Origin of the sequence: Conyzicola sp. (genome assembly GCF_046714715.1) — a bacterium.
GTDB lineage: Bacteria > Actinomycetota > Actinomycetes > Actinomycetales > Microbacteriaceae > Conyzicola.
On record NZ_JBKKAD010000153.1, the window covers coordinates 1 to 19456 of the forward strand.

At 69.2% G+C, this 19456-nt stretch carries 22 protein-coding genes and 1 pseudogene; 16 read left to right on the forward strand and 7 right to left on the reverse strand.

The genetic code is table 11. The features are described 5' to 3' along the window. From ACLQ6X_RS11290 to ACLQ6X_RS11355, 14 genes and pseudogenes are all read left to right on the forward strand, one after another. Positions 1-198 (forward strand): annotated as a pseudogene (locus ACLQ6X_RS11290) (30S ribosomal protein S4); the annotation flags it as partial. A gap of 77 nt (positions 199-275) precedes the next feature. Further along, positions 276-653, forward strand: coding sequence for a DUF948 domain-containing protein (locus ACLQ6X_RS11295; protein WP_411700261.1), 378 nt, complete (start codon positions 276-278; stop codon positions 651-653). A gap of 44 nt (positions 654-697) precedes the next feature. Further along, positions 698-922 carry a hypothetical protein gene (locus ACLQ6X_RS11300; RefSeq protein ID WP_411700262.1) on the forward strand — a complete coding sequence of 75 codons (225 nt, stop codon included), beginning with the start codon at positions 698-700 and terminating at the stop codon, positions 920-922. Between the two features lie 44 nt (positions 923-966). Further along, the gene (alaS, locus tag ACLQ6X_RS11305) at positions 967-3621 is read left to right on the forward strand and encodes an alanine--tRNA ligase (protein ID WP_411700263.1); all 2655 of its coding nucleotides are present in this window, start codon (positions 967-969) and stop codon (positions 3619-3621) included. A 3-nt stretch (positions 3622-3624) separates the two neighbouring features. Further along, positions 3625-4092 carry a Holliday junction resolvase RuvX gene (gene ruvX, locus ACLQ6X_RS11310; RefSeq protein ID WP_411700264.1) on the forward strand — a complete coding sequence of 156 codons (468 nt, stop codon included), beginning with the start codon at positions 3625-3627 and terminating at the stop codon, positions 4090-4092. Further along, the gene (gene mltG, locus ACLQ6X_RS11315) at positions 4089-5363 is read left to right on the forward strand and encodes an endolytic transglycosylase MltG (RefSeq protein WP_411700265.1); all 1275 of its coding nucleotides are present in this window, start codon (positions 4089-4091) and stop codon (positions 5361-5363) included. The genes ruvX and mltG overlap by 4 nt, the downstream gene beginning before the upstream one ends. After that, positions 5360-6199 (forward strand): shikimate dehydrogenase, encoded by an 840-nt coding sequence (locus ACLQ6X_RS11320; protein WP_411700266.1) that lies wholly within the window; start codon positions 5360-5362, stop codon positions 6197-6199. Before mltG ends, ACLQ6X_RS11320 begins: the two co-directional genes overlap by 4 nt. 61 nt (positions 6200-6260) lie before the next feature. Continuing rightward, the gene (aroC, locus tag ACLQ6X_RS11325) at positions 6261-7469 is read left to right on the forward strand and encodes a chorismate synthase (RefSeq protein WP_411700267.1); all 1209 of its coding nucleotides are present in this window, start codon (positions 6261-6263) and stop codon (positions 7467-7469) included. After that, positions 7456-7980: a shikimate kinase gene (locus tag ACLQ6X_RS11330; RefSeq protein WP_411700268.1), complete on the forward strand. Its 525-nt coding sequence runs from the start codon at positions 7456-7458 to the stop codon at positions 7978-7980. Before aroC ends, ACLQ6X_RS11330 begins: the two co-directional genes overlap by 14 nt. Continuing rightward, on the forward strand, positions 7977-9053 hold the full coding sequence (gene aroB, locus ACLQ6X_RS11335) for a 3-dehydroquinate synthase (protein WP_411700269.1): 1077 nt from the start codon (positions 7977-7979) through the stop codon (positions 9051-9053). The genes ACLQ6X_RS11330 and aroB overlap by 4 nt, the downstream gene beginning before the upstream one ends. 155 nt (positions 9054-9208) lie before the next feature. Then, positions 9209-9649, forward strand: coding sequence for a type II 3-dehydroquinate dehydratase (locus ACLQ6X_RS11340; protein WP_411700270.1), 441 nt, complete (start codon positions 9209-9211; stop codon positions 9647-9649). 89 nt (positions 9650-9738) lie between these two features. Further along, the gene (gene efp / locus ACLQ6X_RS11345; protein ID WP_411700271.1) at positions 9739-10302 is read left to right on the forward strand and encodes an elongation factor P; all 564 of its coding nucleotides are present in this window, start codon (positions 9739-9741) and stop codon (positions 10300-10302) included. Positions 10303-10313: 11 nt separating this feature from the next. Continuing rightward, positions 10314-10727, forward strand: coding sequence for a transcription antitermination factor NusB (gene nusB / locus ACLQ6X_RS11350; RefSeq protein WP_411700272.1), 414 nt, complete (start codon positions 10314-10316; stop codon positions 10725-10727). A 39-nt stretch (positions 10728-10766) separates the two neighbouring features. After that, positions 10767-11588 carry an endonuclease/exonuclease/phosphatase family protein gene (locus tag ACLQ6X_RS11355; RefSeq protein ID WP_411700273.1) on the forward strand — a complete coding sequence of 274 codons (822 nt, stop codon included), beginning with the start codon at positions 10767-10769 and terminating at the stop codon, positions 11586-11588. Here ACLQ6X_RS11355 and ACLQ6X_RS11360 read toward each other — a convergent pair. The 7 genes from ACLQ6X_RS11360 to ACLQ6X_RS11390 all read right to left on the reverse strand — a co-directional run bounded on the left by ACLQ6X_RS11360 (position 11585) and on the right by ACLQ6X_RS11390 (position 18184). Further along, the gene (locus ACLQ6X_RS11360) at positions 11585-12223 is read right to left on the reverse strand and encodes a hypothetical protein (protein ID WP_411700274.1); all 639 of its coding nucleotides are present in this window, start codon (positions 12221-12223) and stop codon (positions 11585-11587) included. The genes ACLQ6X_RS11355 and ACLQ6X_RS11360 overlap by 4 nt on opposite strands. Beyond that, positions 12216-13271, reverse strand: a complete 1056-nt coding sequence (locus tag ACLQ6X_RS11365; RefSeq protein ID WP_411700275.1) for an ABC transporter ATP-binding protein — start codon at positions 13269-13271, stop codon at positions 12216-12218. The genes ACLQ6X_RS11360 and ACLQ6X_RS11365 overlap by 8 nt, the downstream gene beginning before the upstream one ends. Further along, the gene (locus tag ACLQ6X_RS11370; RefSeq protein WP_411700276.1) at positions 13268-14095 is read right to left on the reverse strand and encodes a carbohydrate ABC transporter permease; all 828 of its coding nucleotides are present in this window, start codon (positions 14093-14095) and stop codon (positions 13268-13270) included. Before ACLQ6X_RS11370 ends, ACLQ6X_RS11365 begins: the two co-directional genes overlap by 4 nt. Next, entirely contained in the window at positions 14088-15005 is a 918-nt protein-coding gene (locus ACLQ6X_RS11375; protein ID WP_411700277.1) for a carbohydrate ABC transporter permease, read from the reverse strand. The genes ACLQ6X_RS11370 and ACLQ6X_RS11375 overlap by 8 nt, the downstream gene beginning before the upstream one ends. Next, the gene (locus ACLQ6X_RS11380; RefSeq protein WP_411700278.1) at positions 15002-16309 is read right to left on the reverse strand and encodes an extracellular solute-binding protein; all 1308 of its coding nucleotides are present in this window, start codon (positions 16307-16309) and stop codon (positions 15002-15004) included. Before ACLQ6X_RS11380 ends, ACLQ6X_RS11375 begins: the two co-directional genes overlap by 4 nt. After that, positions 16306-17151 (reverse strand): MBL fold metallo-hydrolase, encoded by an 846-nt coding sequence (locus ACLQ6X_RS11385; RefSeq protein ID WP_411700279.1) that lies wholly within the window; start codon positions 17149-17151, stop codon positions 16306-16308. Before ACLQ6X_RS11385 ends, ACLQ6X_RS11380 begins: the two co-directional genes overlap by 4 nt. 130 nt (positions 17152-17281) lie before the next feature. Next, a complete protein-coding gene (locus tag ACLQ6X_RS11390; protein WP_411700280.1) occupies positions 17282-18184 on the reverse strand; it encodes a LysR family transcriptional regulator in 903 nt (300 codons plus the stop codon). A gap of 93 nt (positions 18185-18277) precedes the next feature. Between ACLQ6X_RS11390 and ACLQ6X_RS11395 the strand changes: the two genes are divergently transcribed. Continuing rightward, the gene (locus ACLQ6X_RS11395) at positions 18278-18865 is read left to right on the forward strand and encodes a hypothetical protein (protein WP_411700281.1); all 588 of its coding nucleotides are present in this window, start codon (positions 18278-18280) and stop codon (positions 18863-18865) included. A gap of 56 nt (positions 18866-18921) precedes the next feature. Then, positions 18922-19455 carry a bifunctional pyr operon transcriptional regulator/uracil phosphoribosyltransferase PyrR gene (gene pyrR, locus ACLQ6X_RS11400; RefSeq protein WP_188509453.1) on the forward strand — a complete coding sequence of 178 codons (534 nt, stop codon included), beginning with the start codon at positions 18922-18924 and terminating at the stop codon, positions 19453-19455. Position 19456 lies beyond the last annotated feature (1 nt).

A 19456-nucleotide genomic window follows, 5' to 3' on the forward strand; every position in this document is an offset into this window, starting at 1 on the left:
AAGCCCAAGAGCGAGGGCATGGAGATCTTCCAGGTCGCCGCCGCCGGTGGTCACGTGGACGTGCTCCCCAAGACCCCGGGCTACCTCGAGGTGGAGATCGACAAGCTGCAGACCCGCCTGGTGCGTCATCCCAAGCGCGCCGAGGTTCCGGTGACCTGCGAAGTGCAGCTCGTCGTCGAGTACTACGCGGCTCGCTAACGCAAAGACGCTAACGCGAATACGCTGGGAGCGGGTTACCGAAAGGTGGCCCGCTTCTGACGTTAACGGAGGTACACATGTCGGGTGCAGACATCGCTGGGCTCATCGCAGCCGGAGTTTTTGCCGTGCTGGTGGGACTACTCGCGATCCCGCTGGTCAAGCTCGGTCGCGTTTTCGACGAGGCCAGCACCGCCATTCGCGAGCTCAGCGACAGCGTCACGCCGCTGCTGACAGAGGCGACGACGACCATCAGCGAGACCAACAAGCAGCTCGCACGCGTCGACGTGATCACGAGCAGCGTGGAGGAGGCGACCGGTAACGTCTCCGCTCTCGTTGCGCTGTTCGCGGCGACCGTGGGCGGTCCGCTCATTCGGATCGCCGGCTTCTCTGCCGGTGTACGCGCCGCCGTCGTTGGACTGCGCCCCGGCAGGAAGCCGCGCTCCACGAGGAACTAAGCTGAGACGGTCTTTACCCAACCCAGAAACCCCAAGGAGCACACATGAAGGGCCTACTTCTGCTGGCTGTCGGAGTCGTCGCTGGATTCGTCGTGGCACACCAGGTGGCTAAGACCCCCGAGGGAAAGCAGTTCTTCGACGACGTGGACAGCAAGGCGCGCGAGTTCGGCAGTGCCGTCGTCGACGGCTACAAGGCGCGTGAGGCCGAGCTTCGGGCCGCCGTTGCCGAGGCCGAAGACGTCATCGCAGACTTCAAACGCAGCAGGTAGCACCTTCGTGGCCCTCGGGCCGTTGAATCGACCCGGGACCAGTCATGTACACCGCAGATATCCAGAGCCGCTGGCTGAACTACTTCGGCGAGCGCGGGCACACGATCGTTCCGTCCGCGTCGCTGGTCAGTGATGACCCGACCCTGCTGTTCACGGTTGCGGGGATGGTCCCGTTCGTTCCCTATCTCACCGGACTCGTGCCCGCGCCGTATCCGCGTGCGACCAGCGTGCAGAAGTGCATCCGCACTCTCGACATCGAGGAAGTCGGCAAAACTCCTCGCCACGGCACGTTCTTCCAGATGAACGGCAACTTCTCCTTCGGTGACTACTTCAAGGAGCAGGCGATCGAGTACGCCTGGGAACTGCTCACCTCGTCGGAGTCCGACGGCGGCCTCGGCTTCCAGGAGAAGGACCTCTGGGTCACCGTCTACAAAGACGATGACGAGGCCATCAAGTACTGGAAGCAGACCGCGGGGCTGCCCGACGAGCGTATCCAGCGTCTCGACATGGACACCAACTACTGGTCGACCGGACAGCCGGGTCCCGCCGGACCCTGCTCGGAGATCTTCTTCGACCGCGGCCCCGCCTACGGCCGCGACGGCGGACCGGCGACCGACGACGACCGCTACGTCGAGATCTGGAACCTCGTCTTTATGCAGTACCTGCGCGGCGAGGGTGCCGGCAAGGACTTCGAGATCCTCGGCGAGCTGCCGAAGAAGAACATCGACACCGGCATGGGCATGGAACGCGTCGCGTTCCTCAAGCAGGGCGTCGAGAACATGTACGAGACCGATCAGGTGCGCCCCGTGCTCGACCGTGCGGCCGAGCTGTCGGGCCGTCGCTACGGTGCCGACCACGACGACGACGTGCGCATGCGCGTGATCGCCGACCACGTCCGCTCGTCGCTGATGCTGATGTCCGACGGCGTCACCCCGTCGAACGAGGGCCGCGGGTACATCCTGCGTCGTCTGATGCGTCGCACCATCCGCTCCATGCGCCTCCTCGGCGTCGACGCCCCCAGTTTCGCTGAGCTGTTCCCCGCGTCGCGCGACGCGATGAAGCACGCCTACCCCGAGGTGGAGACCGAGTACCACCGCATCGAGCGTCTCGCGCTGGCCGAGGAAGAGGCCTTCCTGCGCACCCTCGCGAGCGGCACGAGCATCCTCGACCTCGCCGTCGCGAAGACCAAGAGCGAGGGCGCCCCCGCTCTCGCGAGCGACACCGCGTTCCTGCTGCACGACACCTTCGGCTTCCCCATCGACCTCACGCTGGAGATGGCGGGGGAGGCCGGCCTCACCGTCGACCGCGACGCGTTCGACGCGCTCATGACGCAGCAGCGCACCATGGCCAAGGCAGACGCGAAGAGCAAGAAGTCGACGCTCGCCGACCTGTCGGTCTACGGAGACTTCCGCGCCCTCGGCGAGACGGTGTTCACCGGCTACGAGTACCTGCAGAGCGAGACCACGATCCTCGGGCTCATCGTCGACGGTGTTTCCGTCACGAGCGCGAGCGTGGGACAGATCGCCGAGGTCATCCTCGCCGAGACCTCCCTGTACGCGGAATCGGGCGGCCAGGAGGCCGACGCCGGCACCATCGTCGGCAACGGCTACGAGCTCGAGGTGCTCGACGTGCAGCGTCCCGTGAAGGGACTCACGAGCCACAAGGTACAGGTCACGACGGGCGAGGTGTCCGTCGGGGCCCCCGCCACCACGATCGTCGACGCGGACTGGCGCCGCGGTGCGACCCAGGCCCACTCGGCGACCCACCTCATCCACGCGGCCGTGCGCCAAGTACTCGGGCAGGAAGCCCACCAGAGCGGCTCGTACAACAAGGCCGGCTACATGCGGCTCGACTTCAGCTGGAACCAGGCACTCTCGCCCGAGACCCGCAGCGAGATCGAGGAGATCGCGAACCTCAAGGTGCGCGAGAACCTCGAGGTCGACACCAAGATCATGAACCTCGACGAGGCGAAGTCGCTCGGCGCCATGGCGCTGTTCGGCGAGAAGTACGGCGAGACGGTGCGCGTCGTGCAGATCGGCGGCCCGTGGTCGCTCGAGCTGTGCGCGGGCACCCACGTCTCGCGTTCCTCGGAGATCGGTCTCATCAACCTCGTGAGCGAGACCTCGGTCGGCTCTGCGAATCGCCGCATCGAGTCGCTCGTCGGCTACGAGGCGTTCCGCGACCTGGCCGCCGAGCGTGCCATCGTCAACGAGCTGTCGAGCAACCTGAAGACGCCGCGCGACCAGCTCGGCGCCCGCGTGGGCGACCTGTTGGCGAGCCTCAAGGCCGCCGAGAGGCGCATTGCCCAGTTCGAGGCCGCCGCGCTGTCGGAGCGGGTTCCGGCCCTCGTGGCCAGCGGCCACACCGTGGGCGCCGTCACGCTCGTGGCACAGAACGTGGGAAGCGTCGCCTCGAGCGACGAGCTGCGTTCGCTGGTGACGAGCGTGCGCGAGAGACTTGGGCTAGTGGCATCCGTCGTCGCTCTCGCGGCCGACGTGTCCGGCAAGCCCGCGGTCATCGTCGCGACCAACGACGCGGCGCGCGGCGAGGGCGTCAAGGCCGGCGCGTTGGCCAAGCTCGCCGCGGCGGTTCTCGGCGGCGGCGGAGGCGGCAAAGACGACATCGCGCAGGGCGGCGGCTCCGACGTCAGCGCGATCGGCGCGGCCCTCGACGCGATCAGCTCGTCCGTCGCGGGCTAGCGCGTGCGCTCGGGAGTGCGGCTCGGCATCGATGTCGGCACTGTGCGCATCGGCGTGGCGCGCAGCGACCTGCACGGCATGCTCGCGACCCCCGTCGAGACGGTGCCGCGCGGTGACGGCGACCTCGCCCGCATCCTCGCGCTCGTCGCGGAGATCGACGCCTTCGAGATCGTCGTCGGGTTGCCCCTCGCCCTGTCCGGACGCCGCACGGCGTCGACCGAAGACGCCGTCGGTTTCGCCGAACGGCTCGCGGCCCTGGTCTCGGTCGAGGTACGTCTGGTCGACGAACGACTCTCGACGGTGTCGGCGCAGAACGCCGTGCGCAGCTCGGGAAAATCGACGAAACAGACGCGTCACGTCATCGATCAGGTTGCCGCCGTTATAATTCTGCAACATGCCCTCGACTTCGAGCGCTCCAGCGAGCGTTCGCCTGGCGTCGTCGTTGACCCGGACAAAGGACTGCAACAGTGACCAACGATCCCAGCTGGGACGAGATCTTCACCTCCCAGCCCGCGAACGGCGCCGCCCAGCCGGCCGCCGAGCCGCTGACCCGTCGCCAGTTGCGCGAGGCCGAGGGCCGCGAGCGCGACCGCCCCGAGCAGGAGCCCGTCGCCGGCGGCGGCGGCAAGCCGCCGAAGCGCAAGCGCGGCGACGGTGGAGAGTTCCGTGGCATCCCGAAGCGCAAGCGCCGTCTCGGCTGGCTCTGGGCACTGCTCACCCTGATCGTGCTCGCCGGCGGTGCCGCCTTCGCGGCCTGGACCCTCTTCGAGCCGCAGGTGCGCGAAGCGCTCGGCTGGCAGCTGCCCATCGACTACGAGGGCTCGGGCAACGGCGAAGCGGTGAGCATCGTCATCGCCGACGGCGACATCGGCTCGGACATCGCGAACACGCTGCACGACGCCGGCGTCACCATGACCAGCCAGGCCTTCTACGACCTGCTCGTCGCCGAAGAGCCCACGTTCATGCCGGGCACCTACACGCTGCAGAAGGAGATGAGCGCGCGGGCCGCACTCACCGCCCTGCAGGATCCCGCGAACCACGTCGTGTCGTCCGCCCTCATCATCGAGGGAACCACGCTGCCCACGGCGCTCGAGAACCTCGCCGAGGGCACCGGCATCCCGCTCGAGGAATTCCAGGCCGCGTCGACCGACCTCGCAAGCTTCGGTCTCCCGGCCGAGGCCCCGAGCCTCGAGGGCTACCTGTTCCCGGCCACCTACGAGTTCCAGCCCGACCAGACGGCTCACGACATCCTCCAGCGACTGGTCAACGAGACGTTCACCCGCCTCGACGCGGCGGGCGTCGCGGTCGCCGACCGCCACCGCGTGCTGACGATGGCGGGGCTCATCCAGAAGGAGGGCGGCCCGGCCACCGACTTCCCGAAGGTCGCCCGCGTCTTCCAGAACCGCCTCGAGATCGGCATGAACCTGCAGTCCGACGCCACGGTGAGCTACGGCACGGGCAACGGGTCGATCTTCACCGAAGACGAGGAACGCGCCGACGCGTCGAACCCGTACAACACCTACGCCAACCCCGGATTGCCGGTCGGGCCCATCTCGGCACCCGGCGACGCAGCGGTGCAGGCGGCACTCAACCCCGTCGACGGCCCGTGGCTCTTCTTCGTGCTCGTCAACGGCGAGACGGGCGAGACCGTGTTCTCCACCTCGGCCGCCGAACACGAGGCAGCGGTCAAGGTCTGGCAGCAGTGGGTGCGCGACAACCCCGACTGGGACACCGGCGGGTGACCCGGCTCGCCGTTCTCGGCTCGCCGATCGCGCACTCCAAGTCGCCCCTGCTGCACGCCGCCGCCTACCGCGCGCTCGGCCTCGACTGGCACTACGACGCCGTCGACGTGGCGGAGTCGGCGCTTAGCGACTTCGTGGCGAGCCGCGACGCGTCGTGGCGCGGTCTGTCGCTCACGATGCCGCTCAAGCGCGACGTTCTCGCGCTGTTGGACTGGGCGGATGACACGGCCACCCTCACTCGCGCCGCCAACACCGTGCTCTTCGACCGGTCGTCGGACGCGCTCGAGACGCGCGGCTACAACACCGACGTCTACGGCGTCACCGAGGCGTTCCGCGAGGCCGGCGTCGAGCACCTCGACATGGTCGAGATCCTCGGCGGCGGTGCGACCGCGGCGTCCGTGCTCGTCGCGGCGAGCGAGCTGGGTGCGTCGCGCGCCATCGTCTCCGTGCGCACGCCGGCCAAGGCCGCCGACCTGGTGACCCTCGGCGAGCGGGTCGGCGTCGACGTCGCCGTTCGGCGGTTCGACGCGGCCGACCGCCCGTCGAGCCCGCCGGACGCCGTCGTCAGCACGATTCCCGGCCACGGTGCGCATGGCCTCGCCTTAGCCGAACAGATCCGCGCGACATCCGTTCTCTTCGACGTCGCCTACGACCCGTGGCCGTCGGAACTCGCCGCGTCGTGGCTGACCGCGGGCGGAACGGTCATCTCGGGACTCGAGATGCTGCTGCACCAGGCCGTCGCGCAGATCAGGGTCTTCGTGAACGGTGCCCCGGATGCCACGTTGCCGGGTGAAGCGGACGTGCTGGCTGCCATGCGCGCGGCTGTCGCGGGCTAGGTCTCGACAAGCTCGACCCACGGGATCAGGCTCGACCCGCGGGGTGTGGGAGGATTCTCCTATGCTTCGTTGGTTGACCGCAGGTGAATCCCACGGCCCGGAATTGATCGCGATCATGGAGGGCCTGCCCGCTGGCGTCCCCGTGAGTCTCGACGACATCCGTGCCGATCTGGCCAGACGCAAACTCGGCTACGGCCGCGGCGCGCGCATGAAGTTCGAGGAAGACGAGCTCACGATCTCGAGCGGCGTGCGATTCGGCGCGACAATGGGCAGCCCGATCGCCATCCGCATCGGCAACACCGAGTGGCCGCGCTGGGTCGACGTGATGAGCGCGTCACCCGTGGATGTCGAGAGCCTGCCGAAGGGTCGGGGCGCGCCCCTCACCCGTCCGCGCCCCGGTCACGCCGACCTCGTGGGCATGCAGAAGTACGGTTTCGACGAGGCACGCAACGTGCTCGAGCGGGCGAGCGCCCGCGAGACCGCGGCGCGCGTCGCCCTCGGCGCCGTGGCCCGCCAGTTCCTCGGCGAACTGGGCATCACCCTCGTGAGCCACACCCTCGCCATCGGCACCGTGCGGGTACCCGAGGGTTCCGACCTGCCCACGCCGACCGATGTCGCCACGCTCGACGCCGACCTCGTGCGCTGCTTCGACCCCGCGACATCCGCCCAGATGGTCTCTCTCATCGACGGCGCCCAGAAAGACGGCGACACCCTCGGCGGTGTCGTCGAGGTTCTCGCCTACGGCGTGCCGCCCGGTCTCGGCTCCTACGTGCACTGGGACCGTCGGCTCGACTCGCAGCTGGCCGCGGCGCTCATGGGCATCCAGGCGATCAAGGGCGTCGAGGTCGGCGACGGCTTCCTGACCACCACCCGACCCGGTTCGCAGGCGCACGACGAGCTCGTCACCGACGGCTCGCTCATCTCGCGCCTCAGTGACAAGGCGGGAGGCACCGAGGGCGGCATGTCCACCGGAACCGTCCTGCGCGTGCGCGCCGGCATGAAGCCGATCGCCACGGTGCCGCACGCGCTGCGCACCGTCGACGTCGCGACCGGCGAGGCCGCCGAGGCGCACCACCAACGTTCCGACGTGTGCGCGGTTCCCGCAGCGGGCGTTGTGGCCGAGGCCATGGTCGCGCTCGTGCTCGCCAACTCGGTGATCGAGAAGTTCGGCGGCGACTCGGTGCCCGAGACCGCCCGCAACCTCGAGGCCTACCTCGCGGCCATCCCCTCGGCGCAGCGCACCGCGCAGACCTACGATGAACGAGCCTGACCCGGCAGCACCGGCCCGGCCCGTCATCGTGCTCATCGGTGCGCCCGGCGCGGGCAAGACCCGCCTCGGCAAACGCATCGCCAAGCTGCTCGACGTGCCGTTCATCGACACCGACAAGCGCATCGTGGCCGAGCACGGGTCGATCGCCGCGCTGTTCGCCGACCACGGCGAGCCGCACTTCCGCGCGATCGAGCGCGAACACGTCGCCGCGGCCCTGCGCGAGGGAGCGGTCGTCGCGCTCGGCGGCGGCGCGGTGCTCGACGAGGACACCCAGCGCGACCTCGCGGGCCACCGGGTCGTGCAGCTCACCGTGACGGCCGAGGCCGTCGCCCAGCGCATCACCGGCGGTAAGCGGCCGCTCGTCGACGGTGTCGCGGCGTGGTCGGCCCTCGTCGACACGCGGCGCCCGATCTACGACCGGCTCGCGCACCGCACCTTCGACACGTCGAGCCTGCCGCTCGACCACATCGCCGCCGACATCGTCGGCTGGATCCAGGAGACGTCAGAATGACCGACACCACCACCGTCACCGTCGCGGGGCTCGACCCCTACGACATCATCATCGGCCGCGGCCTGCTCGCGAAGCTCGGCGACCAGCTCGGCGCCAAGGTCGCCAAGGTGCTCATCGTGCACCCGCCCACGCTCGGCGCGAAGGCGAATGCCCTGCGGGAGAGCCTGGCCGACCGCTACGAGGTGCTGCTCGCCGAGGTGCCGGACGCCGAAGACGCCAAGCGGGTCGAGGTCGCCGCCTTCTGCTGGCAGATCATGGGCCAGACCGACTTCACCCGCACCGACGCCGTCATCGGGCTCGGCGGGGGAGCGACCACCGACATCGCCGGGTTCGTCGCCGCCACCTGGCTGCGCGGCGTGAAGCTCATCCAGGTGCCGACCAGCGTGCTCGGCATGGTCGACGCCTCGATCGGCGGCAAGACGGGCATCAACACCTCAGAGGGCAAGAACCTCGTCGGCTCGTTCTACGCCCCCGCCGCCGTGGTCGTCGACCTCGACACCCTGGACACCATCCCGCGCAACGAGATCCTCGCGGGGTTCGCCGAGATCGTGAAGGCGGGGTTCATCGCCGAACCCGAGATCCTCGACATCATCGAGGCCGACGTTGACCGGGTCACCGACCCGACCACCCCCGAGTTCCGCCGCGTGGTCGAGCTCGCCATCGCCCTCAAGGCCCGCGTGGTGGGCGCCGACTTCAAGGAGTCGGGCCTGCGCGAGATCCTGAACTACGGGCACACGCTCGGACACGCCATCGAGCACGCCGAACGCTACCGCTGGCGTCACGGTGCGGCGATCTCGGTCGGCATGGTCTTCGCCGCGGAGCTCGCCCGGCTCACCGGGTCGTTGAGCGACGCGGTGGTCGACCGCCACCGCAGCATCCTGTCGTCGCTGACCCTCCCCATCGACTACCCGGTCGGCCGCTGGCAGACCCTGCTCGCCACCATGCAGCGCGACAAGAAGACCCGCGCGGGCATGCTGCGCTTCATCGTGCTCGACGACATCGCACTACCCACGGTGCTCGAGGCACCGGACGAATCCATGCTCTTCCTCGCCTACCAAGAGGTCGGAGTCTAGCCGAGCACTGGCGGCGACGAACGTCGCCAATTCGTTCCTGAACTGAAGGACGGTGCGAGGCGCGTTTCGCGGTCGTCCTTCGTTTCAGGAACGTGTCCGCGATGGTTCTGCCCTACTCCGTCGGGAGTGTCGCGGCGCTCGGTACACTGGGGCACGTGAACAACGTGCTGGTCCTCAACGGTCCCAATCTCGGTCGACTCGGCTCGCGCGAGCCCGACGTGTACGGCGACCAGGACCTCCCGGCGCTGCGGAAACTGCTCGAAGCCGAGTCTCCGTCCGGCACCTCGATCGACCTGCGCCAGACCGACGACGAGGGCACACTCATCGGCTGGCTGCACGAGGCCGTCGACACGGCGACCCCGGTCATCCTGAACCCGGCGGCGTTCACGCACTATTCCTACGGGCTGCGGGATGCCGCGGCCCTCGTCACCAAGGCGGGGATCCCGCTCGTCGAGGTGCACATCTCGAACCCGCACGCCCGCGAGGAGTTCCGCCACACCAGCGTGATCTCCGGCATTGCCACGGGCGTGATCGCGGGCTTCGGATTCGACTCCTACCTGCTCGCGCTGGGCGCCATTGCTCGGATCAAGAGCTGAACCGGTAGAATCAGTCTTCGGTTTCGATACGGTCGCTGAGCGACCTACTCAACCTGCAACTTCTCCCTACCTGAACGGAATGTTTTCGCATGGCTTCTACCTCTGACATCAAGAACGGCGTCGTTCTCAACATGGATGGCCAGCTGTGGACCGTCATCGAGTTCCAGCACGTGAAGCCGGGCAAGGGCGGCGCCTTCGTGCGCACCAAGGTCAAGAACGTCATGAGCGGCAAGGTCGTCGACCGCACGTTCAACGCCGGAGCGAAGATCGAGACCGAGGTCGTCGACCGTGCCGACTACCAGTACCTCTACGCCGACGGCGAGAACTTCGTGTTCATGGACCTGGGTAACTACGACCAGATCACCCTCTCGGCCGCGCAAGTCGGCGACGCCGTCAACTTCATGCTCGAGAACCAGAACGTCACGATCGCTCTGCACAACGAGGCGCCGCTCTACGTCGAGCTGCCCGCGTCGGTCACGCTCGAGATCACCTACACCGAGCCCGGCCTGCAGGGCGACCGTTCGACCGGCGGCACCAAGCCGGCCACCGTCGAGACCGGCTACGAGATCCAGGTTCCCCTGTTCCTCGACATCGGCACCAAGGTCAAGGTCGACACGCGCGACGGCGGCTACCTCGGCCGCGTCTCCGAGTAGGCGCCACCAGCATGAGTGCCCGTACCAAAGCGCGTAAGCGCGCCCTCGACCTGCTCTACGGGGCAGACGTTCGCGAAGAGTCGATCAACACCGCCCTCGCGGCGGAGCAGGCCCGCGCCGACGCCGACCCCAAGCGCGGCTCGTCGTGGCCCTACGCCCGCGAGATCGTGGTCGGTATCACCGAGCACGGCGACGAGATCGACGAACTGATCGAGACCTACGCCCAGGGCTGGACGATCAACCGCATGCCCGCCGTCGACCGCGCCATCGTGCGCATCGGCATCTGGGAGCTGCTTTTCAACGAGCAGATACCCGACGGCGTCGCGATCTCCGAGGCCGTGGAGGCCGCCGCGGTGCTCTCCACCGAGGACTCGGCCGGCTTCATCAACGGCCTGCTTGGACGCATCGCGCAGACCCGCGCCTAGCCTCCGCCCGGTTCGGCGGGCTCGGCATAGCCTTGGGCCATGACGTTCATCGGGCCCATCGCTCCTCCCGACCTGCACGTCATGAGCTACAACATCAGACGACGGATGCCGCGGCTGCCGCGACGCAGCCGGGACGCGTGGTCCGGCCGCAAGCACCTGATCGCGGCGCTGCTCACGGCGGAACAGCCCTCGCTGCTCGGCGTGCAGGAGGCGCTGCTCGACCAGTCGCGGTTCGTGGGCGAGTGTCTCGGCGCGTCGTACGCGCGTGTCGGCCACGGGCGCAACGCCAACCGTGAGGGCGAGGCCAGCCCGATCTTCTACGACGCCGCCCGGCTCGAGCTGGTCGACTGGAAGCAGTTCGCGCTGTCGAACACGCCGCTCGTGCCCGGCTCGCGGTCGTGGGGCAACAGGGTTCCCCGCGCCGTCGTCGAGGCGGAGTTCCGCGACCTCGCGACGGGCGTGGTCTTCCGGGCCTTCAACACCCACTTCGACCACCTGTCGGCGGCCTCCAGACTGCAGTCGGCGCGGATGCTGACCCGGCTGATCCGGCAGGGCACCTCTCCCGTCGTCGTCACCGGCGACGCGAACGCCGACGTCGACTCGGCGCCCTACCGCGAGCTGATGTACAACGCCGGCCTGGTCGATGCGTGGCTGATTCCCGACCGCCGGCTTTCTGACGACTACACGACCTTCTCGAACTACCACCCGCCGAAGGTCGGCGGCAAGCGCATCGACTGGCTGCTCGTCAAGGGCGGCATCGAGGTGAAGGCGATGGGCATCAACACGGCGCGCTTCGAGGGCGCCGCGCCCTCCGACCACGAGCCGGTTCAAGCCGTGCTGCGGATGCACGCCCCCGCTTAGACGAGCGCGCGCAGCCGGGCGATCGTCTCAGCGGTATCGACGTGCTGCAGGCCGACCCACCCGTGTCGCTCGGCCGCGGCGCAGTTCGGCGCGAGATCGTCGATCAGCAGCCCGAGCCCTTCGCGGGGAGGGAGCAGCCGGTCGGCGTACTCGAAGATGCGCGGGTCGGGTTTGGCGAGATCGATCTCGTGCGAGCGCACGTGCGCCGCGAAGACCCCCACTCCCGCGAGCATCCGCGCGCGATGCGGTTCCCACTCGAGAACGCTGTTCGTGAGCATGCCGACGGCGACGCCCGCCGACGAGATACGCTCCAGCTCGGCGATGAGCTCGGTGTTCACCGGGCGGTTGCGGTACCAGTAGTCGCCCCAGTCGCCGAGGTCGACCGCCGAGACCGTGCCGGCGGGCAGCGCGGCCGAGACCCGGGCTCCCCACGCCGCCTGGCTGACGCGGCCGAGCTCCAGCGGTTGCAGGCCCGAGAGCCCGAACTCGCGTGCCACGGCCTGCGCCGCCGCCCAGAGGTCGGGCCAGGCCACGCCGCTGGCCGACGAGACCTCCTGCATGGCGTTGCCGAGCGCGGGAGTGAGCACGCCGCCGAAGTCGCACCAGACGACGGTGATGGGCTGGGAGTCAGGCACGCTCGCGGTTTCCGTCCCGGTCGAAGTGGTGGAGCTGCGTCCCGGCGATCTCGGCGCGCACGACGTCGCCCGAGCGCGGGGCCGGTTCGCCGTCGCGTTGCACGATGGTGAACGTGGTGTCGTCGGCACGGCAGAGCACCTGACGGCTGTCGCCGGTGAATTCGACGACGTCGACGACCCCCTCGACGACCAGTCCCGGGCCCGGCGCCTGACCGTCGGCGAGCTCGCGCGCGTCGGTCGCGCGCCAGCCGATGCGCCGACCCGCCCTGGTGGTGAAGTTCATGGCCGGCGTGCCGACGAACGCCGCGACGAACTCGCTGCCGGGGGCGCGGAACAGCTCTTCGGCCGTGCCGCTCTGCGCCACCCGGCCCTTGTCCATGACCACGAGGTGGGTGGCCATGGAGAGCGCCTCGTGCTGGTCGTGCGTGACGAGCACCATGGTCGACTCGATCTCGCGGTGCAGGCGCAGCAGTTCGGCCCGCGCCGACGCGCGCAGCTGGGCGTCGAGGGCGGAGAGCGGCTCGTCGAGCAGCAGCACCTGCGGGCGGTGCACGATGGCGCGGGCGAGAGCGACCCGCTGCCGCTGCCCTCCGCTGAGCTGTGCCGGCTTGCGCAGTAACAGCGCCTCGAGACCGAGCAGCCCCGCGACATCCTGAACCTGCATCGCGATCGACGCGCGCGACGGTCCGTTGCGGCGATCGTGCCTGGCCTGCAGCCTCAGCCGGAACGAGATGTTCTGCTCCACCGTCATGTGCGGGTAGAGCGCGTAGTCCTGGAAGACCATGGCGACGTCGCGGTCTCCCGCCGCCTGGGTGGTGACCGCGACGTCATCGAAGTAGACATCGCCGCTCGTCGCGGGTTCGAGGCCGGAGAGCACGCGCAGGATGGTCGACTTTCCGCAGCCCGATGGTCCGACGATGACGGTGAGCGAGCCCGCGGGGATGTGCAGGTCGATGGCGTCCAGCGCGACGGTGTGTCCGTAGCTCTTGGTGAGTGCGGTGAGCCGGAGGTCGGCCGAGCCCGTGCGGCGGGGGGCGGTGGTGGTCATTTGATTCCTGACTGGAGGAAGGCGTCGGTGATGCGACGCGAAGCGAAGAGGTAGACGACGACGATCGGGATGCTGGTGAGGGTGGCGGCGGCGAGCAGGCCGCCGAAGTCGTTGCCCTCGGCGGTCTGGAACTGGGTCAGCCCGATCTGCACGGTGGTGTCCTCGGGTTTCGGGGCGACCAGCAGCGGCCAGAGGTATTCGTTCCAGGTCGTGATGAACACGAGGATGGCGACGGCGGCGATGGCCGGCCGAAGTCCGGGCAGGACGATGTGCCAGAGCACCTCGAACGGCCGTGCGCCGTCGAGCCGGGCCGCGTTCGTGAGCGTCCGCGGCAGCGCGTCGACGTGCTGCACCAGCAGCAACACGGCGAGCGCACAGGTTCCCAGCTGCGGAACGATGAGCCCCGCGTCGGTGTTCAGCCAGCCGAGCCGCGCCGTCATCAGGAACTGCGGAATGATCAGCGCCTGCGGCGGGATCGCGAGCGAGATCGTGACGAGCACGAGGATGGGCCCACGGGCGCGCTGGGAGAAGTGCACGAGCGCGTAGGCCCCGAGCACCGCGATGACGATCTGGCCGACGGCCACTCCTGCCGCCATCACGAAGGTGTTGCCGAGAAGCGTCAGCACCGGCCAGTCGGCGAAGACCCGCGCGTAGTTCTCGAGGGTGGGCTCGGCCGAGAACGGCGTGAGGCTGTAGATGTCGCCCGCCGGTTTGAAGGAGGTCAGCAGGGCCCACAGCACGGGGAACACCATGGCGATCACGACGGCGATGAGCGTCGCGTGCCATAGCACGGGCGCCATGCGCCGCAGGGGACGGTCAGACATTGAACCTCCGGATGACGCGCCAGGCGAGGCCTGCCACGGCGAAGACCACCAGCACCACCACGGCGGCGGCGGAGGCCGTGCCGGTCTCGAAGAACGAGAACCCGAGGGTGTAGATGCGGTAGTAGATGTTGTCGGTGACACCGTCGGGCCCACCCTGGGTGAGCACGGTGACGTTGGTGAAGACCCACTGGCCGGCGAGCACGATACTGAGCGTGCCGAGCAGTACCGTCGTGCCGACGAGCTGGGGCGCGACGATGAAGCGGGTGATCTCCCACGACGTCGCGCCCTCGAGCCGGGCCGCCTCGATCGTGCGCCGGTCGAGGCCGGAGAGGGCGGCGCTGTAGAGCAGCATGTTGAAGGCCGTGACCTTGGCGGCGGTGACGGCGACGATCACGAGCAGGGCCGTCGACGGGTCGCCGAGCCAGTTGACCGGCGGCACACCGAACCAGCCGACGACCTCGTTGGCGAGCCCGAGCAGCGGGTTCAGCATGAACTTCCAGGAGACCGCGACGGCGACCGGGGCCATCATCACGGGCAGGAACAGCAGCGACCGGTAGGCGGTACTCGCTCGGCCGGGTCGCTGCCACAGCATGATGGCCAGCAGCAGCGGCACGACCGTCGAGAAGGGGAGCAGGGCGGCCGCGTAGAGCAGCGTCTGGCCGAGCGCCTGCCAGAAGTCGGCGCTGCGGAACAGGCGGGCGAAGTTGTCGGCGCCGACGAAGCCGGTCGGAGGGGTAGTGAGGTTCCAGTCGAGCACCGAGAGCGCGAGGGTGAAGAGCGCCGGCCCGTAGATCCAGACCCCGAGCGCCACGAGCAGCGGAGACAGGTAGACCCAGGGGCGGAGGGCGGGGGTCAGCGGCCGCGGGGCGCCCGTGAGGACGCCCCGCGACGAACCGGTGACCGTGGTCACTCGGATTCGACGAGCTCGCGGATGCGGTCCGCGACCTCGCTCAGCGTCTTCTGCGTGTCGGCCCCCCGCAGGATGATCGGCGAGATCGCGTCATCCTGAAGCATGACGGTCGCCTGGTTCGACTTGGCGCCCGCGAACGAGCGGTACGGCGTCACGTTCTCCAGCTGCTCGAGCGGCGGCAGCAGCAGGGTGTTCTCGGCGAAGTATCCGGCGAGGAACTTCTCGTCGGTCGCGAGGTTGGCCCGCAGCGGCAGGTAGCCCATCTCCTCGGTGATCATCGTGTAGCCCTGTTCGCTCGTCATGAACTTCACGAACTCCCACGCCGCCTTCTGCTTCGCCTCGTCGTCTGCGAGCACGATGAGACCGGCGCCCGAGTGGGTCGGCCGTGCGGGCTTGCTGTCGAAGCTCGGGAATCCGGCGGTGCGCAGCTCGAACTTGTCGGACGCACCGGCCTGCAGGTTGCTCATCAGCGCCGTGGTCGACACGAACATGCCGAGGTCGCCCGTCGAGAAGGCCGCGACCGCGTCGTCGATGCCGACGGCCGGCTGCAGGCCCTCGGTCGTGAGGTCCTGAATCTTCTGGATGCCGGCGACCGCCTTGGCCGAGTCGAGCACGACCGTGCCGTCGTCGTCCACGGTCTTGCCACCCGCGCTGTCCATCACCGACTGGGTGAGGTAGTCGCTCTTGCCCTGGTCGAGCAGGCCGAAGTAGACGCCGTTGTGGCCGGCGGCGGTGATGGCCTCGGCCGCCTCGGCGACCTCGTCGATCGTGGTCGGCGGCGTCTCGGGATCGAGCCCGGCCTCGCGGAAGAGGTCGGCGTTGTAGAACACCGTGGGGATGGAGACCGTGAACGGCAGCGCCTTCACCGTGTTGTCGTCGGCACCGGTGCTGACCAGCCCGGCGGCAATGCCCTCGACATGGGCGTCCCACTCGTCGCCGGCGATGTCCTGGATGGACTGCACCGGCAGGGTCGCGAACGCCTCGGCCATCTTGCTGTAGCCGAGCTGTTGCACGTCGGGCGGCGAGCCCGCGGCGACGGCGGCCTTGGTCTTCGTCAGCGCGTCAGCGACGGGCACGGCCTCCGGCAGCACCGTGATCTCGGGGTGCTCGGCCGCGAAGGCGTCGAGCAGGGTCTGCATGCCCTCGCCGGCGGCGCCCTGGGTTCCGTAGCTGTAGGAGCTGAAGGTGATGGTGGTCTCGGCGCCGGGTTCGGACTCGGCGGGCTCGGTCGCGGCGCACGAGCTCAGGGCGAGCACGGCTCCGAAGGCGACGGTCGCGATGAGGGGGCGGGTGGAGCGAATCATGCTGTGGCCTTTCTCAGGGGTGCGGTGGGGGACTGGACGGTGAAGGTCTGCTCCGGACGTGCGATGCGCACGGGTCCGGAGAACTGGGCGGATGCCGCGGCGCGATGCCACTCGAGGTCGGCGTTCTGCGTGCTCGAGAAGTGGGTGAGAATCAGTTCGGCGACGCCGGCGTCGGCGGCCGCCCGCCCGGCGTCGGCCGAGCTGAGGTGCCCGTGCCCCGACACGTCGGACTCGCGCAGGGTGCTCTCGGCGAGCAGCGTTCCCGCTCCGGTGGCCAGCAGCGGCAGCGCGTCGGTGACGCCCGTGTCCCCGGTGTAGACGAGGCTCGCGTCATCGCGCTCGATGCGCACGCCGCAGTTCGGCGAGACGTGCTCGAGCAGCTCGAAGCGCAGCGAGGTGTCACCCACCTGCACGGTCTCCGACGGTTCGTACTCGTGCACGTCGAACGCCAGGTCGAAGGCGCGGTCGAGCAGGGGGTGTGTCGTCACCGGGAAGAGGGCGGCGAGGATGCGCAGCGCCGCGAGCGCGCCGACCGGCAGGAAGAGCGGCACGCGGGCCACCGACTCGTCGACGGCGAGGGCGAGGGTGCGCGGGTCGCGGGTCAACCGCAGCGCGAGCAGCATCTTGCCGATCGGCAACAGGTCGTAGAGGTGGTCGGTGTGCTGGTGGCTGACGAAGACCGCGTCGAGCCGGCGGTCGGCGAGGTGTCGGCTGAGCGCCAGCGCGGTGCCCGGGCCGGCGTCGAGCATGATCATCTGGTCGGGGGAGTCGACGAGGTAGCCGGAGCTGGCCTGGCCGTTCAGCGGCATGCCCGCCAGGCAGCCGAGGGGAGTGAGGTGCATGTGTCGCTTTCGTCGAGGTCGCCGCCGGGAGGCGGTGCTGTCGCTGACCATGCTGCGCGGCCGCGCGGCGCGTCGACAATGAGCGATTCGCGAACGCTCGATTGGCCTCCGCAATCGGTGAAACCGGGCACTATGCGGGGTCGCCGAGCTCCGCGGCAAGCTCGCGCAGGTGGTTCACCACGGCGTTCACCAAAGGTTCATCCGTGGCATCGCTCCAGGCCACGTGGATGCTCAGCATCGGTTCGGGCGGCTGCAGCCGCAGCATCCGCAGCCCGTTCGCCTCACTCTGCTGTCCGCGGGTCAGCGAGGAGAATCCGATGGTGTCCGTCGTTTCGAGAACCAGCTGGTGGCTCGCGAGATCCGAGGTGTCGGATGCGGCGGCGAGCGTGACACCGTGGCTCGCCGCGTGCTCGAGCACCCGCTTCTCGATCGACCGGCTCCCACCGAGATGGCCGGTGAGGTACGGATAGTCGAGCACGTCACGCATCGCGAGATGCTCGCGGTGCGCGAGGGGGTGGCCCGCGCGCACGAGGGCGACCACCGGCAGGTCGAGCAGGTGGGCGCTCGCGATGCCCGGCTCGTCGACCGGTCCGTAGACGAGCCCCACGTCGAGTTCGCCCCGCACGAGGGCCGCGAGCTGGCTCGGCGAACCCATCTCACGCAGGGTCGTGCCGATGTCGGAGCCCACGGTGCGCAGGCGCTCGAGCAGGGGCAGCAGCAGCAACCGGCTCGCCGGGTAGTTGGTGGCCACCCGCACCGATCCACGGCCCGCTTCCGCCGCGTGGCGCGCGAGGTGCACGCCGCGGTCGATGGCGGCGAAGATGCGCTCCGTCTCGGTGAGGAAGACGGCGCCCGCGGGGGTGAGCTGCACCAGCCTCGAATTGCGGAAGACGAGCAGCACGCCGAGTTCGGCCTCGAGCTTCTGCAGCAGTTGGCTGATCGACGGTTGTGACAGGTACAGCTTCTGCGCGGCTCGGCCGAAGTGCAGTTCTTCGGCGATAGCGCGGAAGGCCTCGAGTTGACGGATTTCCATGACCGGCCCTAGTGAAGCCTGAGCGGGTGAACGGGCGGTGTCGTGGTCGACCCCCCCTCCGCGGCTCGCCCGCGCGGCGTTTAGGCTCGTACGGTGATCGAGAACTTCCTGCGCCCGCCGCGGGGGCCCGCCGAATGGGCCGCCGACGGCGTGCGGGTGATCGGAACCGCGGGTGTCGTCGCCGCCGGCGTCGGGTGGGGACCGGTCGCCTTCTGGGTGAGCGCGCTTTCGCTGCTCGGGGTCTACGCCTCCCGGTTTCTCGGCCTGCGACCCGCGTTCGACATCGCCCTCGGCGTGACGCTCATCACCGCGTCGTGGAGCAGCGTGCTCGACCTGTACGGTTCGATCGGCGGCTGGGACCTCGTGGTGCACTTCGCCGCGACCGGACTGATCGCCGCGGCGCTGTTCGTGATCGCCCAGCGCCTGCTCGTAGTTCCCGCCGACACCACGCGCGCGCAGGGCACGGTGTTCACCACCGCCTTCGGCATGAGCGCCGCCGTGGTGTGGGAGCTGGCCGAGTGGGCGGGGCACAACTTCGTCGACCCCACCATCTTCGTCGCCTACAACGACACGATCGGCGACCTGGCCGCCGGCACCGCCGGGTCGATCCTCGCCGGACTGTGCTCGGGGCATCTCACCGCCGACAGCCGCGCGCGATCGGCGCAGAACGCACCGCTATAGTTGTCGAAACAGATTTCCTTTAAATTCCGTCCAGAGAGGCGGGGAAGGAGGTCAGAATGACTGCACGCCTCGTGCTGCAATCGGCTGACATCACCCGAGCGTTGACCCGCATCTCCCACGAGATCCTGGAGTCCAATCGCGGAGCCAGCGACCTCGTCCTCCTGGGCATCCCGACCCGCGGCGTGGTTCTCGCCCGCCGCATCGGCGAGATTCTCGATTCGATCGAGCCGGGTACCGGCACAGTGGGCTTCCTCGACGTCACGATGTACCGCGACGACCTCGCGAAGAACCCGACCCGCGCGCCGCGTCCCACGCAGATCCCCGCGGGCGGCATCGACGGCAAGACCGTCGTGCTCGTCGACGACGTGCTCTACTCGGGCCGCACCATCCGCGCCGCGCTCGACGCCCTCAACGACATCGGCCGGCCGCGCGCCGTGCGCCTCGCCGCTCTCGTCGACCGGGGCCACCGCGAGCTGCCCATCCGCGCCGACTTCGTGGGAAAGAACCTGCCGACCGCGGCGAGCGAGCGCATCAACGTGCGTCTCGTCGAGGTCGACGGCGTCGACGAGATCACGATCGAGGGGGAGTGAC

Bases quoted from the DNA above. Each gene is read 5' to 3' on its own strand.
- ACLQ6X_RS11295 (WP_411700261.1), top strand. From the start codon at position 276: ATGTCGGGTGCAGACATCGCTGGGCTCATCGCAGCCGGAGTTTTTGCC.
- ACLQ6X_RS11300 (WP_411700262.1), top strand. From the start codon at position 698: ATGAAGGGCCTACTTCTGCTGGCTGTCGGAGTCGTCGCTGGATTCGTC.
- alaS (WP_411700263.1), top strand. From the start codon at position 967: ATGTACACCGCAGATATCCAGAGCCGCTGGCTGAACTACTTCGGCGAG.
- aroC (WP_411700267.1), top strand. From the start codon at position 6,261: ATGCTTCGTTGGTTGACCGCAGGTGAATCCCACGGCCCGGAATTGATC.
- ACLQ6X_RS11330 (WP_411700268.1), top strand. From the start codon at position 7,456: ATGAACGAGCCTGACCCGGCAGCACCGGCCCGGCCCGTCATCGTGCTC.
- aroB (WP_411700269.1), top strand. From the start codon at position 7,977: ATGACCGACACCACCACCGTCACCGTCGCGGGGCTCGACCCCTACGAC.
- efp (WP_411700271.1), top strand. From the start codon at position 9,739: ATGGCTTCTACCTCTGACATCAAGAACGGCGTCGTTCTCAACATGGAT.
- nusB (WP_411700272.1), top strand. From the start codon at position 10,314: ATGAGTGCCCGTACCAAAGCGCGTAAGCGCGCCCTCGACCTGCTCTAC.
- ACLQ6X_RS11355 (WP_411700273.1), top strand. From the start codon at position 10,767: ATGACGTTCATCGGGCCCATCGCTCCTCCCGACCTGCACGTCATGAGC.
- ACLQ6X_RS11365 (WP_411700275.1), bottom strand. From the start codon at position 13,271: ATGACCACCACCGCCCCCCGCCGCACGGGCTCGGCCGACCTCCGGCTC.
- ACLQ6X_RS11370 (WP_411700276.1), bottom strand. From the start codon at position 14,095: ATGTCTGACCGTCCCCTGCGGCGCATGGCGCCCGTGCTATGGCACGCG.
- ACLQ6X_RS11380 (WP_411700278.1), bottom strand. From the start codon at position 16,309: ATGATTCGCTCCACCCGCCCCCTCATCGCGACCGTCGCCTTCGGAGCC.
- ACLQ6X_RS11385 (WP_411700279.1), bottom strand. From the start codon at position 17,151: ATGCACCTCACTCCCCTCGGCTGCCTGGCGGGCATGCCGCTGAACGGC.
- ACLQ6X_RS11390 (WP_411700280.1), bottom strand. From the start codon at position 18,184: ATGGAAATCCGTCAACTCGAGGCCTTCCGCGCTATCGCCGAAGAACTG.
- pyrR (WP_188509453.1), top strand. From the start codon at position 18,922: ATGACTGCACGCCTCGTGCTGCAATCGGCTGACATCACCCGAGCGTTG.